We start from the raw sequence: 14089 nt of genomic DNA on the forward strand, positions 1-14089 counted from the left end.
GCGCCGAGCCGGGCCCAAGGCCGCCAGCGGCGCCGGCGCCAGCCGGTGTTGCGCGGGCGCGGGAGCGCTGCCTGGTGCTGCCAGCCGGACTCAGAACCGGGTGATCACCGTTGCGCCGACCGACTGGAACCGGTCCATTTCCATCAGTGCTGCCACCGATTGCTCAAGGCTGATTTCCTGTCCCACCAGCCGCTCCGGCGCCAGTTTGCCGGACTGCACCATGTCCAGCATCGCCCCGTAACGGTGCGCTTGCATGCCATGGCTGCCGAGGATTTCCAGCTCATCCGCAATCACCCGCGCCATCGGCACCTGGGGCGTGCTGTGGTCCGCCAGCATCAGCCCCACCTGCACATGCTTGCCGCGCTTGCGCAGCGAATTGACTGAGTTGAAGCAGGTCACAGGATGTCCCAGCGCGTCCAGCGACACATGCGCGCCCCCGCAGGAGATCTCGCGCACAGCCTCCGCCGCATCCGCAACGGTACTGGCGTTCACGGCAGCAATGGCCCCCAGGTCCCGGGCAAGCGCCAGCTTGTCCTCTGCGATATCGACGGCAATCACATTGGCGCCCAGCGCATTGGCGATCATCACCGCCGACAGCCCCACGCCGCCGCAGCCATGCACCGCCACCCATTGCCCGCCCGAGACCCGGCCCTGATCCGCAACGGCCCGGAAGGAAGTAGCGAAACGGCAACCCAGGCTGGCCGCGGTGGCAAACTCCATCTCTTCCGGCAGTGCCACCAGATTCAGGTCCGCCTGGTGGATGGACACATATTCGGCAAAGGATCCCCAATGGGTGAAACCGGGCTGGAACTGGCTGTGGCACACCTGCTGGTGGCCGGCATGGCATTCGGGGCAGGTGCCGCAGCCGCCCACAAAGGGCACCGTCACCCGGTCGCCGGCTGACCATTTGCGGACATCCTTGCCTGCGGCCATCACCGTTCCCGCCAGCTCATGCCCCGGCACATGCGGCAGGGTGATATCCGGGTCATGCCCCATCCAGCCGTGCCAGTCGCTGCGGCAAACGCCGGTGGCCTCGACCTTGATCACCACGCCATGGGCTTCGGGTGCAGGGTCGTCCACGGTTTTCACTTGCGGCGCTTGGCCAAAGCTTTCGTACACAACAGCTTTCATCGCGGGAGGTCCTCTCAGTGGTGCGGGATCGGGCCTTTCTAGCAAGGCATCCTTGGGGAGAGCATTTCTTTTCCCTCTTTGATCTGGCAGGTTTGAGGCGCAATCTTTCTTAAAGCCCCGGAAATAAGCAGGAGTCTTCCTAAATGGTGCAAATTGACAAAACGGATGCCCTGATTCTGGATCACCTGCAAAAGGACGGCCGCCTTTCCAATGCCAGGCTTGCTGAACGCCTGTCGCTCAGCGAGACCCCCTGCTGGCGGCGGCTGAAGCGGCTGAACGAGGAGGACGTCATCCAAGGCTACCAGGCGGTGCTGAACCGCCGCGCGCTGGGGTTTGGCGTGATGGCTTTTGTCCAGCTCAGCTGTACCGAGCACGACGCGGCCACAACGGCAGATTTCCAGCGCGCGATCGAAGCCAGCCCCAATGTGCTGGCCTGCCACAACACCACCGGCGACGCGGATTTCCTGCTGCAGGTCGTGGCACGCGACCTGGACGACTACAGCCGTTTTGTCGAAACTGTCCTGCGCCGTCTGCCTGGGGTGTCGGGCATTAAATCCAGCCTGTCCCTGCGGGAGCTGAAATCGTCGAGCCATCTGCCGGTGGGTGAGCTGCGGTTCTGAATTGCAAGCGGGTGCTCCCGCCTGCCTGCAGGCCTTTGCAGTTGGGCCAGTGGCGCCGGCCGCGCGGGTGCCGCACGGGCGCTGCAGGGTTTGGGCGCGGCATGGGTAGCATTTTACGATCAGCCCGCCTTGTGTCCGGGCCTGTCTGCGGGTTTCCGCTTCTGTCTTGCCAAGCAGGCTGTGTTGCGCTGGTTTCAGTGCGATGCACAAAAAAACCCGGCGCTCAGGCCGGGTTTCCAGTCTTGCATTTTCGCAGCGCTTACGCCGCCAGCCCCTTGGAGCCGATATCCAGGAACTTTTGGCGCCGGTCCTTGATCAACTGAGCCGCGTCCATCTCCTTCAGCTCGTTCAGCATCTCCTGGATGGCGCCGCTGACAGATTTGATCGCGGCTTTGGCATCTCGGTGGGCGCCGCCCAGCGGCTCCGGGATGATCCGGTCGTTGACGCCCAGCTTGTTCAGATCCTGCGCGGTCAGGCGCAGCGCTTCGGCGGCTTCGCGCATCTTCTCGGCGTCTTTCCACAAGATCGAGGCACAGCCCTCGGGACTGATTACCGAATAGATCGAATGCTCCAGCATCGCCACGCGGTTGGCGGTGGCAAAGGCTACTGCGCCGCCAGAGCCGCCTTCGCCGATGATCACCGAGATCAGCGGCACACCAATCTTCAGGCACATCTCGGTCGAGCGGGCGATCGCTTCGGACTGGCCGCGCTCTTCGGCGCCTTTGCCGGGGTAGGCGCCGGCGGTGTCCACCAGCGTGATCACCGGCAGATTGAAGCGGCTGGCCATTTCCATCAGCCGGATCGCCTTGCGGTAACCCTCAGGCCGCGCCATGCCGAAGTTGCGCTCGATCCGCGATTTGGTGTCGCTGCCCTTCTCGTGGCCGATCACCACCACCGGCTGGTCGTTGAACCGCGCCAAGCCGCCCATCACCGCCAGGTCATCGGCAAAGTTCCGGTCGCCGGCCAGCGGCGTGTACTCGGTGAACAGCGCTTCGATGTAGTCTTTGCAATGCGGACGCTCCGGATGGCGCGCCACCTGGCATTTGCGCCAGGGGGTCAGATCCCGATAAAGATCCTGCAGCAGCTGCGCGGCCTTGGCGTCCAGCGCCGCAGCCTCGTCTGCCACATCCATTTCCTCGTTCGCGCGCGCCAGCGCCCGCAGCTCCTCCGCCTTGCCCTCGATTTCGGCCAGCGGTTTTTCGAATTCCAGATACTGGGTCATGTTGCCTCTGCTCTGCAGGTTTGCAGCTATATGGCCTTAGCGGCGCCAAGATGCAACTCAGCAAGATTTGTGATCTACGCTCATGCCATCACCAGAGGGCAGAGTAACGCAAAAGGAGACGCCGCCAATGGCCGCCAGCTACGAAGACCGGATCCTGCGGGTTCTGGCCTATATCCACGACAACACGGACGGCGACCTGTCGCTGGACCAGCTTGCGGATGTGGCGGCCATGTCGCGGTTCCACTGGCACCGGGTGTTCCGGGCCCTGACCGGCGAAACCTGCGCCCAGGCGGTGCGCCGCATCCGGCTGCACCGGGCTGCGGTCTGGCTGGTCACCGGCGATATGCCCCTTGCGCAGGTGGCCGCCCGCGCAGGTTATCCGAACCAGAACAGCTTCTCCCGTGCGTTCTCTGATGCTTACGGCAGCAGCCCGGCGGCCTTCCGCCGCGACGGCCAGGTGCGGCTGCCCAACCCACCCCTCAGAACAGGAAGTTATCCCATGTATGACGTGATCACCCGCACCGACCCCGCCCGCCGCCTGGCCGGCCTGCCGCACAAGGGCGCCTACCACGAGATCGGCAAGAGCTTTGAGGCCTTTGGCGCGATCTGCGAAAGCCGCCGGCTCTGGCCGCAGCTGGGCGCGGTTCTGGGCGTCTATTTCGACAGCCCCGAAGACGTGGCAGAGGCGGATCTGCGCAGCTTTGCAGGAGCGGAATTCAGTGGCAGTGCGGTTCCGGACGGTATGGAGGAAGTCAGCCTCCCAGGCGGCAAAACCGCGGTCCTCACCTACAAAGGGCCGTACTCCGGGATCCACGCTGCCTATCATAGCCTGTTTGGCAACTGGCTGCCGGAGTCGGGCGAGGAACCGGCTGATCAGCCCTGCTATGAGATTTACTTGAACAACCCGCGCGACACTGCGCCGGAGGAGCTGCTGACCGAGATCTGCCTGCCCCTGAAGTAACCTTCCGCCCTGCTGCAGGCAGGGCAGCGCCGGCCCTCTTGCGCGGGGGCGGGCGCTCCGCCCCTGCGGGCCGGTGATGAACGCTATTGCGGCCAGATCACCGGATAGAGCGAGGCCACCAGCAGCACCGCCATGGTCCAGTTGAACAGCACCAGCCGCCGCGGGCTGGTCAGAAACCGCGCCATCTGCTGGCCCAGAACCGTCCAGGAGCCGACCGAGGGCAGGTTGATGGCGCCGAAAATCACCCCCACCAGCAGGATTGCCGCCAGCGTCTGGTCCGGCGTGTAGGCGCTGATCGCGGTCAGCGCCATTGCCCAAGCCTTGGGGTTCACCCATTGAAACGCCGCCGCCTGCAGGAAGGTCATCGGGCGGCCTTCCGCGCCCTTCGCCTGCACCGGCGCCGCATTGGCGATCTTCCACGCCAGCCACAGCAGATAGACGACCGAGACCGCTTTCAGCACCGTGTAGCTGACCGGGAAGGCATCAAACACCTGCACCAGCCCGGCACCGACCAAGAGCACCATGAACACGAACCCCAGCGCCACCCCCAGCATATGCGGAATGGTGCGGCGGAAGCCGAAATTGGCGCCGGAGGCCATCAGCATCAGGTTGTTCGGCCCCGGCGTGATCGAGGAGACAAAGGCGAAAAGCGCAAGCGCGGTGAGGAGTTCATAAGTCATGCGCAAAATCATTGCGCCAAACAGGCCAAATGAAATTGCGTTTTGCCTTGCGATGTGCCTACTTTCGCAATCAATGGCGAAAAGTGACCGGATAAACCAGCAGATATTGCAAGAGCTCTCCCGCGACGGCCGGATCAGCAACCTGGAACTGGCGGAGCGGGTGGGCCTGTCGCCCTCCGCCTGCCTGCGCCGGGTGCAGGAACTGGAGCGCGCGGGCGTCATCACCGGCTACCGCGCGGTGCTGGACCGGCAGAAACTGGGGGTTGGCTTTGCCACCTACATCGGCGTTGGCCTGGGCGAGCACACCAAGGAAGCGCAGGAAGCCTTCGAACGCGCCATGCAGGCGGCACCGGAGGTGGTGGAGTGCCACAATATCACCGGCACCATCGAGTACCTTTTGCGCGTCGAATGCGCCGATCTTCCCAGTTACAAGAGGTTCCATACCGATATCCTGGGCACCTCGCCCTATGTCACCGGAATCACGACCTATGTGGTGATGGGCTCGCCCAAGGACATGCGGGCGTGATCCCCGGCCAGCCGTGGATTTGGAGTATTTTCGGCAAGGTGAAACGAAGCAGCTCTTTTATCTTGCTGTAAATACTCACTGCGCGGCCTTTGCAGCAGGCCCTCGGCCGCAAGTGTTGCGCAGCCTGCGTACGCATCGCTTTCCCAATCTTAAGATGCTGCGGCCATAGTACTCCCCGATCGCGGTTACCGCCGGGCCTGACACCCCCGGCACCCCAGGAACAGGTTCCCTCTAATCAGGGGACGTGCAGAGACAACGTTTAGCACGCGGGCGGATACGCCCGTACCGCCTCCGCCATTGTTGGCGGCGCCGCCAATTCCTAACCGCCTGACAGCTTTGACGCGCAGGACACTGAAACAGAGACAGACAAGACCGGCGGGGCAGGGGCCTTGGCCGGGCAGCTAGCGTTGCGCGAGCAGGTATGCTGCCGCCAGCTCCGGCGAGGCCAGCACCGGTACATCTGAGCTTGCGCGGATGGCCCCCGCCGCATTCGCCATCGAGGCCTGTGCCAGCACCACGCAGCCGAAGGCGCCCCCGTCCAGCGCTTTCAAGACATCCGCGGCAATGGCCTGCGCAAAGCCGTCGCTCTCACCTGCTTCAAACAGCGGCCATTGCCGTCCCAGGTGCAGGCAGGTGAGCTGCGGGTCACGGTCTCCAAACGCCCGGTGCAGCAGCGCTTGGGAGGGTTCAGCCGTGCTGTCCAGGCAATAGGCCATCAGCACCGGCCCGCCAATACGCGCCGCTTCCTGCATCATCGGCCAGTCAATACGGATGGCACCCGCTTCCTCTGCCACTTCGCCGATGGTGGTGCAGGAGCACAGCACCGCGCCCTCAGCCGCCTGGATTGCCTCGGTGATCTCTTGGCACAGGGTGAGATCAATCCCGCTCTGCGCCCGTGCCAGCCAGTCGGGGCGGACGTGATGCGTCAGATTTGCCTCCGGCGCCAGCCTGTCAAACGTGTCCGCGTGAAGCTGCGCGGTGTGCAGCAAGGTGAAACCTGCCATGAAACCTTCCATTCCAGCCAAAAAAGGGCGCCCCGCCGGGACGCCCTTCAGAACCTTCGCATCACGGACCGGCGTCAGCTGCCCGCGATCAGCTCGGCCTGCGCCACAATCACTTCGGCCTGCTTGATCGAGGCAATATCGACCAGACGGCCCTTGTAAACGGTTGCCCCGGCGCCGGAGGCCTTGGCCTCTTCCATCGCGGCCAGGATCTCGCGGGCTTCCGCCACTGCCTCGTCCGACGGGGTGAACACCTGGTTGGCCAGCGCGATCTGGCTGGGGTGGATCGCCCATTTGCCGACCATTCCCAATGTCGCAGACCGTTTCGCCTGCGCAATATAGCCGTCCTCGTCGGAGAAGTCGCCGAACGGGCCGTCGACCGGCAGGATGCCATGGGTGCGGCAGGCGGCGACAATCGCGGCCTGCGCCCAGTGCCAGGGATCGGACCAATGCTTCTGGCCCTCGCGGATCATGTAGTAATTCTCCTGCGTCCCGCCGATGCCGGTGGTCTGCATCCCCATCGAGGCAGCAAAGTCGGCAGCTCCCAGGCTCATCGCTTGCAGGCGGGGGGAGGATTTGGCGATATCCTCGGCATGGGCGATACCCGCTGCCGACTCGATGATCACCTCAAAGGAAACCGGCTTGCTGCGGCCTTTTGCGCGTTCGATGGCGGTGACCAGCGCATCCACCGCATAGACATCCTCCGCGCAGCCCACCTTGGGGATCATGATCTGGTCGAGCCGCTCGCCCGCCTGCTCCAGAATATCCACCACATCGCGGTACCAGTAAGGGGTGTCGAGCCCGTTGATGCGCACCGACAGGTACTTGTTGCCCCAATCGACAGTGTTGATCGCCTCGATCACATTGGCGCGGGCCTGATCCTTGTCATCCGGCGCCACCGAATCCTCAAGGTCGAGGTTGATGACATCCGCCGCTGAGGCCGCCATCTTTTCGAACAGCTTAACCTTGGAGCCGGGGCCGAACAGCTGGCAGCGGTTGGGGCGCGCAGGGGCTGCGGGCTGGATGCGGAATGACATGCGGAGACCTCCCGGGGTAAGGAAATTGCAGATTTTTCGCTCTTGGGGTTATTAAATTGCGCATCGTCTTGCAAGCGGATTTTGCACTTGCGGCGAAGGGCGCCGCGTTGCGGCAATCCCGTTTGCGCCGTTTCCGTCGCAAACATGCGCGAAACCGCCGCCGCCGCCCCTCTAGGGGTAGGCAAGGCGCGGGCTGCAGGCCCCGTGCAGCAAAGGAGTTTCATGAAACGCGCATTGACCGAGAATTGGGCCCTGTTCCTGGGCATGATGATGCTGATGGTGGCCAACGGGCTACTGGTGACGCTGCTGACCATCCGCGGAGCGACATTGGGGTTTTCCGATCTGGAAATTTCAATCATGCAGTCCTGCTATCCGCTGGGCGCGCTGGCCGGCACCATGCTAACGCCGCGGCTGATCGAGAAGGTGGGCCATATCCGGGTGTTTTCGGCACTGGCGTCGATGGTCTCGGTGGCGGCTATTGCGCATCTGCTTACCTCAGATCCGGTCAGCTGGGCGGCGATGCGCCTGCTGGCGGGGTTCTGTTTTCCCGGTCTCTATGTGATCACCGAAAGCTGGCTCAACGCCAAGTCTGAGAACCGGATCCGGGCGCAGGTGCTGTCGGTCTATTTCATCATTCAGACTGCAGGCCCGGCACTGGGCACAGCGATGGTCGGCCTGCCGGACCCTAGCGGCAACATGCTGTTCGGCGTCACCTCGATCCTGCTTTCGGTGGCGATTGTGCCGCTGCTGCTGTCTAACATCCGCGCCCCCGACTATTCCGCCCCGGACCGGATGCCGGTCACGCGGCTTTACAAGATTTCCCCGATGACGGTGCTGGGCATTGTCATCATGGGCGCCGGCGTGGTGGCCTGGTACATCAGCCTGCCGCTCTATGCGCTGCAGAACGGTTTCAGTGAGGCGCAGGCCTCCGGCGTGCTGGTGATTGCGCTGATTGTCTCGGCGCTGGTGCAATATCCTGTGGGCTGGCTGTCGGACCGTACCGACCGGCGTTATGTAGTGATTGCACTGTCGGGGATCTCGGCGCTGGTGGCCCTGTGGATGGCAGTGGACACCGCGCCGTCGCGCATCGTGATCGGCTTCTCCGTCATTGCGGCAACCACGCTGCCGGTCTATTCGATCCTGGCCGCCCACGCCAACGACCAGCTGCAGCCGGGGCAGGTGGTCCCGGCCAGCGGCACCATGGCGTTCCTGCTGCAGCTGGGGCAGTTCTTTGGCGTCCTGATCGGCCCGAACATGATCAGCCTCGCCGACGGGCGGGGGCTGCAATACCTGCTGATAGCGGTTGGCGTGGTCGTGGTGCTGATCGCCATTGCCCGGCGCGCAACCACCGAGGCGCCGGAGGACACCGGCGAGTTCCAGGCGATGGGGGTGATTGGCGTGGCGCAGCCGGGTGTTCTGCAGGCGGAATCATGGGCCGAAGAGGAAGAAACGCACAGAACCGGCAGCATAGGGGGAGAATCTTCGACATAGTAAGTGAATCGCCGAAGAAAATCGTGCGTGGGTAACTTTCTTGCGCGATTTCGAGAGGACTTTGCGCAGAATTAGCCCGAAATTGGCGCGACTAACTTTTTCAAAGGATGAGCGCGATGATCGAGACCCCTTATCTGCTGTTCCTGGGCGACGCGCCTGACATGCTGGCCGCCAAGGTTGCCATCGGCATCCGCGACTGGCGTCCTGACCACGCCGTCGGCCAGATCCGCCTGCCGGGCTGCGGCGCCGACCTGGGGATCAAGGATATGACCCTGGCCGAAGCCAAGGAAGCCGGCGCCAAGACCCTGGTGATCGGCGTTGCCAACCGTGGCGGCGTGATTTCCGAGGCCTGGAAGGAAGTGCTGATCGAAGCGCTGGAAATGGGTTATGACCTGGCTTCCGGCCTGCACAACCTGCTGCGCGACGAAGGCGACCTGGTGGCCGCGGCCCAGACCCATGGCGGCACCCTGCACGATGTGCGCGTCCCCACCGTCGGCTACCCGATTGCCAACGGCAAGCCCCGCACCGGCAAGCGCTGCCTGGCGGTCGGCACCGACTGCTCGGTCGGCAAGATGTACACCGCCATGGCGATGGACAACGAGATGCAGAAGCGCGGCATGAAGTCGACCTTTCGCGCCACCGGCCAGACCGGCATCCTGATCACCGGCCACGGCGTGCCGCTGGACGCTGTGATCGCCGACTTCATGGCCGGTTCCATCGAGTATCTGACCCCGGACAACGACGACGACCACTGGGACCTGATCGAGGGCCAGGGCTCGCTGTTCCACGTCTCCTACTCGGGCGTTACCATGGCGCTGGTGCACGGCGGCCAGCCGGACGCGCTGATCCTGTGCCACGAGCCGACCCGCACCCATATGCGCGGCCTGCCGGAATATGACGTGCCGACCCTGGAATCGCTGCGCGACGTTGCGCTGCCGCTGGCGCAGCGCGCCAACCCGGCCTGCCAGATCGTCGGTATCTCGGTGAACACTCAGCACTTGTCCGAAGACGAAGCCGTCAAGTATCTGGCGGAAGTTGAAGAGCGCATGGGCCTGCCCGCTGTCGACCCGTACCGCCATGGCGCAGGCCGCCTGGTGGACGCGCTGGCCGCGGTCTGATCTAACAGCCCCCGCCGGAGGAGTTCAGGTGCAGCCTGGGATGCCTCCGGCGGGAGTACTTTTAGCAAGATGAAAGAGCAGGTGCACCGGATGAGGGGCATCGTGCCAAGGCCCGCTGCGGCGCGCGCAGGGCCGCAGGAAAGGGCAGTTTCATGAACATCACCGTCACCCCGGACGTCTTCAGACTGGCGCAGGTCTTCACCATCTCGCGCGGCTCGCGCACCGAAGCGAAGGTGCTGACCGTCAAGGTGGAGAAGGACGGCGTGACCGGTTGGGGCGAATGCGTGCCTTATGCCCGTTACAATGAAACGCTGGAGAGCGTGACCGCCGAGATCGAAGGCCTGCCTGCCGATTTCACCCGGCAAGAGCTGCAATCGCTGCTGCCCGCAGGTGCTGCCCGCAACGCGGTCGACTGCGCACTGTGGGACCTGGAGGCCAAGCAAGCTGGTAAACGGGTCTGGGAACTGGCCGGGTTGCCGGAGCCCAAGGCGGAGATCACCGCCTATACGCTGTCGCTCGACACGCCTGAGAACATGCAGATACAGGCGGCGGAAAATGCCTTCCGCCCGCTGTTGAAGATCAAGCTGGGCACGCCTGACGACATGCCCCGCCTGGAAGCGGTGCGCGCGGGTGCGCCGGATGCCAAGATCATCATTGACGCCAATGAGGGCTGGTCAGCAGAGGTCTATGCCGAGCTGGCGCCGCATCTGGTGCGCCTGGGTGTGGAGCTGGTGGAGCAGCCGCTGCCCGCGGGTGAGGACGAGGCCCTGATCGGCATGGAACGCCCGGTTCCGGTCTGCGCCGACGAAAGCTGCCATGACCGCGAAAGCCTGCCGGGGCTCAAGGGTAAATATGATGTGGTCAACATCAAGCTGGACAAGACCGGCGGCCTGACTGAGGCGCTGAAACTGCGCGCGCAGGCCTTGGCCGAAGGCTATCAGGTGATGGTCGGCTGCATGGTCGGCTCCTCGCTGGCGATGGCGCCAGCGACGCTTGTGGCGCAAGGTGCGGCGGTAACGGATCTTGACGGGCCGCTGCTTCTGGCCGAAGACCGCGCAACACCTTTGACATTCGACCAGGACGGGGTTCACCCGCCTGCAGCTGAGCTTTGGGGCTGAGGAGAGAGACAATGACCCGCACCGTTTATGTGAATGGCGAATACCTGCCGGAAAATGAGGCCAAGATCTCGATCTTTGACCGCGGCTTCCTGTTTGCCGATGCGGTTTATGAGGTGACTTCGGTCCTGGATGGCAAGCTGATCGACTTTGAAGGCCACGCCGTGCGCCTGGAGCGGTCGCTGAACGAGTTGGAGATGGCCTGCCCTTGCTCCAAGGACGAACTACTGGAAATCCACCGCAAGCTGGTGGAGCTGAACGGCATCGAGGAAGGTCTGGTCTACCTGCAGGTCTCTCGCGGCTCCGACGGCGACCGGGATTTCGTGTTCCCGTCCGAAGACACTCCGCCGTCGCTGGTGCTGTTCACCCAGAACAAGCCGGGCCTGGCTGACAGCCCGGCGTCGCGCAAAGGCGCCAAGATCATTTCGATCGAGGATATCCGCTGGGGCCGCCGCGACATCAAGACCGTGCAGCTGCTGTATCCGTCGATGGGCAAGATGATGGCCAAGAAAGCGGGCTGCGACGATGCCTGGCTGATCGAGGACGGCTACGTGACTGAGGGCACCTCGAACAACGCCTATTATGTCAAGAACGGCAAGATCGTGACCCGGCCGCTGTCCAACGACATCCTGCACGGCATCACCCGCGCCGCGGTGCTGCGGCTGGCGGAAGAAGCGCAGATGGAAGTCGAAGAGCGCCTGTTCACCATCGACGAGGCAAAAGAGGCGGATGAGGCCTTCACCACCTCTGCCAGTGCCTTTGTGATGCCGGTGGTGGAGATCGACGGTGTGACCCTGGGGGATGGCACCCCAGGCCCCATCGCCAAGCGCCTGCGCGAGATCTACCTGGAAGAAAGCCGCAAGAAAGCTGTCTGAGGCCTGCAGCCCGGACTGATGCAGAAGGCCGCCCTGCTGGGCGGTCTTTTTTGTTGCGGATTCTGCGCTTGGAGCATGTCCGGCACCTGTTTGGAGCGAAGTTTTGGCCGCAATTGGCGCCAGAGTACCGACAATCCCGCCTATACAGGGAGACTGTTCTTGAAAGCAGGTATTCGCGGCGGGATTTTAACTAATTTTACACAAAATGGGCCAGTCAACGGCGAAATAGGATAGGGTGGGTGCATAGAAAGCAGTGCCCCGCCGTCTTGGGTATGTGCCAGAGTTTCACGTTTTGGAGTTGCACCATGGATCAGACCTGTCAGCCGGAATTTGCCGCAGTTTTGGAAGGGTCGCCTGCGGAGATCAGCGAGGCAGAGATCCTGGCCGCCGTGCGCCGGGTCCTGACCGCGGAAGAGGCCATTGATCCTGAGATTGCAGCGGCTTCCGGCGATGCGGCCAAGGGGTCGCTGGCCGCGCGGTTGCTGGGCCGGTTCCTGAACTAAGCAGCCGGGCCCCGCAGCGGGCCGCATAAACCTGTTCCTGTTTTTGAGCGAAAAGGCCGCCCGGGCAGGCGGCCTTCTGCGTGTGTCAGTGGCAGTGAAACTCGCCGGTGCCTTTTCCAGATGGCAGCCCTGCTGGGGGAGAGCTTTTGCGGCCGCCGCAGTCTGCAGGGCGTGCGGCACAAACGCGGCGGGGAGCAACGGGGCTCCGGCAAGGGCCAGGGTTGAAATCACGCTTCTCATTCTCATAAAACCATCGATGTCCTGTGCTGCCGGTATCAGCCCATGCGGCAGGCGGGACGAGGTAATTCCTGCCTTGCGGGAGTGGCGGTATCCTGGCCCCGGAGCCTCTCCTGCCGCTGCTTCTTTCTGGTTCTAAATACTCCAGGGTGAATTGGCCGCAGGCCAAGAGGGGCAGCGCCCCTGTTGTCCGGGCTTCGCCCCAAGACCTGAAAACGACGCTTGCGGCGGCGGAAACGGGCCGGTGGCCGCGTGGCTGAACGCCTAGCCTGTCCTGAGCAGGGAGGAGATTTCATGCGGCCATTTGAAGGGGTGCGGGTGCTTGACCTGACCCATGTTTTTGCGGGGCCGTTTGCGGCCTATCAGCTGGCGGCGCTGGGGGCAGAGGTGATCAAGATCGAACCCCCAGGCCAGCCGGATATGACCCGCACCGAAGGTGCCGATCCGGAGCTGAATGCTCAGGGGATGGGCTTGTCCTTTCAGGCCCAGGGGGCGGGCAAGAAATGCCTGGCGCTGGATCTGGCCAAGCCGGAGGGCCGGGAGATCTTTGCCAATCTTGTGCGGACAGCTGATGTGGTGGTGCAGAACTACACCCTGCCGGCGGTGCGGCGGCTGGGACTTACCTATGAGCAGCTGTCGGAGCTGAAGCCGGATCTGATCTATTGCGCGATCAGCGGTTTCGGGCAGCAAGGGCCAAAGGCGGAGCACCCCGCTTATGACACGGTGATCCAGGCTTTCAGCGGCATCATGGCTGCCAATGGCGCAGCAGGGCAGGAGCCGCTGCGGGTCGGGCCTGCGATGGTGGATTACGGCACTGGCGCGCAGGCGGCCTTTGCCATTGCAGCAGCGCTCTATGGGCGGGCGGTGACGGGGCAGGGGCGGCGCATTGACGTGGCGATGGCGGATGCGGCCTTGATGCTGCAGAACTCCGGCACGGCGCAGGCGCTGCACACCGGCAAGGGGCCGCGCCCGCATGGCAACCAGGATCCCGCACTGGCCGGTTATGCGGCCTATCAGACGGCAGAGGGCACGGTGATGATCGGCGCCTATACCAGCAAGCAGATGGCGGCGCTGATGCGCACCCTGGGCCGCCCGGCAGAGGCGCAGGCTATCGCGGAGACGCCGCGCCAGGATATCGCCGCGCGCAGGGTGTGGGATGCAGAGGTGCTGGCGGAGGTCATGCTGACGCGGACAGCTGCGGAATGGGAGGCGCTGCTGAACGCGCATCATGTGCCCGCGGCCCGGGTGCGGTATCTGGAGGAAAGCCTGGAGGAGCCGCATTACGCGGCCCGCGGCGTGGTGCAGGAGGCCGGGGGGCAAAAGTTTGCGGTCGCAGGCTTTGCCTACGGCCACGGCGGTCCGGCGCTGGACCATGGCCCGCGGGAGCATGGCGCCGACAGTGCTGCCGTCCTGGCAGAGCTCGGGATTGCGCCAGAGGCATTTGCAGCGCTGAAATCGCGCGGCGTGGTGGCCTGAGCCAGCGTTTATCTACCAGGCCTAAGGGGGCTCCCGCCTGCCGGATCTGCATTGAAAATGCACCCCCAGCAGTTGGGCCCGGCACCGCGCATGGCG

14 protein-coding genes are annotated in these 14089 nt (G+C 63.9%); 9 read left to right on the top strand and 5 right to left on the bottom strand.

All coding sequences use genetic code 11. From position 1 onward, the window contains the following. Positions 1–90: 90 nt before the first annotated feature. Entirely contained in the window at positions 91–1131 is a 1041-nt protein-coding gene (locus ACXAHG_RS22685) for a zinc-dependent alcohol dehydrogenase family protein (RefSeq protein WP_475060986.1), read from the bottom strand. Positions 1132–1274: 143 nt separating this feature from the next. Here ACXAHG_RS22685 and ACXAHG_RS22690 point away from each other — a divergent pair, with 143 nt between their 5' ends. Further along, positions 1275–1751: an Lrp/AsnC family transcriptional regulator gene (locus ACXAHG_RS22690; protein WP_475041239.1), complete on the top strand. Its 477-nt coding sequence runs from the start codon at positions 1275–1277 to the stop codon at positions 1749–1751. Positions 1752–2010: 259 nt separating this feature from the next. Here ACXAHG_RS22690 and ACXAHG_RS22695 read toward each other — a convergent pair whose 3' ends face one another. Next, positions 2011–2973 carry an acetyl-CoA carboxylase carboxyltransferase subunit alpha gene (locus ACXAHG_RS22695; protein ID WP_475060988.1) on the bottom strand — a complete coding sequence of 321 codons (963 nt, stop codon included), beginning with the start codon at positions 2971–2973 and terminating at the stop codon, positions 2011–2013. Between the two features lie 127 nt (positions 2974–3100). On the opposite strand from ACXAHG_RS22695, the gene ACXAHG_RS22700 reads away from it, so the two are divergent. Then, positions 3101–3934: an AraC family transcriptional regulator gene (locus ACXAHG_RS22700; RefSeq protein WP_475041242.1), complete on the top strand. Its 834-nt coding sequence runs from the start codon at positions 3101–3103 to the stop codon at positions 3932–3934. A gap of 83 nt (positions 3935–4017) precedes the next feature. On the opposite strand, the gene ACXAHG_RS22705 is transcribed toward ACXAHG_RS22700, so the two are convergent. Beyond that, positions 4018–4614, bottom strand: coding sequence for a LysE family translocator (locus tag ACXAHG_RS22705; RefSeq protein WP_475060990.1), 597 nt, complete (start codon positions 4612–4614; stop codon positions 4018–4020). A gap of 73 nt (positions 4615–4687) precedes the next feature. On the opposite strand from ACXAHG_RS22705, the gene ACXAHG_RS22710 reads away from it, so the two are divergent. Next, positions 4688–5140, top strand: a complete 453-nt coding sequence (locus tag ACXAHG_RS22710) for an Lrp/AsnC family transcriptional regulator (protein WP_475041244.1) — start codon at positions 4688–4690, stop codon at positions 5138–5140. Positions 5141–5541: 401 nt separating this feature from the next. On the opposite strand, the gene ACXAHG_RS22715 is transcribed toward ACXAHG_RS22710, so the two are convergent. Next, positions 5542–6144, bottom strand: a complete 603-nt coding sequence (locus tag ACXAHG_RS22715; protein ID WP_475041246.1) for a hypothetical protein — start codon at positions 6142–6144, stop codon at positions 5542–5544. A gap of 74 nt (positions 6145–6218) precedes the next feature. Then, positions 6219–7178: an L-malyl-CoA/beta-methylmalyl-CoA lyase gene (locus tag ACXAHG_RS22720; protein ID WP_475060992.1), complete on the bottom strand. Its 960-nt coding sequence runs from the start codon at positions 7176–7178 to the stop codon at positions 6219–6221. Positions 7179–7400: 222 nt separating this feature from the next. On the opposite strand from ACXAHG_RS22720, the gene ACXAHG_RS22725 reads away from it, so the two are divergent. The 6 genes from ACXAHG_RS22725 (at position 7401) to ACXAHG_RS22750 (ending at position 13993) form a co-directional block, all read left to right on the top strand. After that, the gene (locus ACXAHG_RS22725) at positions 7401–8669 is read left to right on the top strand and encodes an MFS transporter (protein ID WP_475041248.1); all 1269 of its coding nucleotides are present in this window, start codon (positions 7401–7403) and stop codon (positions 8667–8669) included. A 116-nt stretch (positions 8670–8785) separates the two neighbouring features. Continuing rightward, positions 8786–9787, top strand: coding sequence for an N-acetyltransferase DgcN (gene dgcN / locus ACXAHG_RS22730; RefSeq protein ID WP_475041249.1), 1002 nt, complete (start codon positions 8786–8788; stop codon positions 9785–9787). 152 nt (positions 9788–9939) lie between these two features. Then, positions 9940–10905, top strand: a complete 966-nt coding sequence (gene dgcA / locus ACXAHG_RS22735) for an N-acetyl-D-Glu racemase DgcA (protein ID WP_475060994.1) — start codon at positions 9940–9942, stop codon at positions 10903–10905. Between the two features lie 11 nt (positions 10906–10916). After that, positions 10917–11777 carry a D-amino-acid transaminase gene (locus ACXAHG_RS22740; RefSeq protein ID WP_475060996.1) on the top strand — a complete coding sequence of 287 codons (861 nt, stop codon included), beginning with the start codon at positions 10917–10919 and terminating at the stop codon, positions 11775–11777. 305 nt (positions 11778–12082) lie between these two features. Then, the gene (locus ACXAHG_RS22745) at positions 12083–12280 is read left to right on the top strand and encodes a hypothetical protein (protein WP_475041253.1); all 198 of its coding nucleotides are present in this window, start codon (positions 12083–12085) and stop codon (positions 12278–12280) included. Positions 12281–12811: 531 nt separating this feature from the next. Further along, entirely contained in the window at positions 12812–13993 is a 1182-nt protein-coding gene (locus tag ACXAHG_RS22750; RefSeq protein ID WP_475041255.1) for a CaiB/BaiF CoA transferase family protein, read from the top strand. Positions 13994–14089 lie beyond the last annotated feature (96 nt).

This window comes from Leisingera sp. ABD4_442 (genome assembly GCF_056160905.1).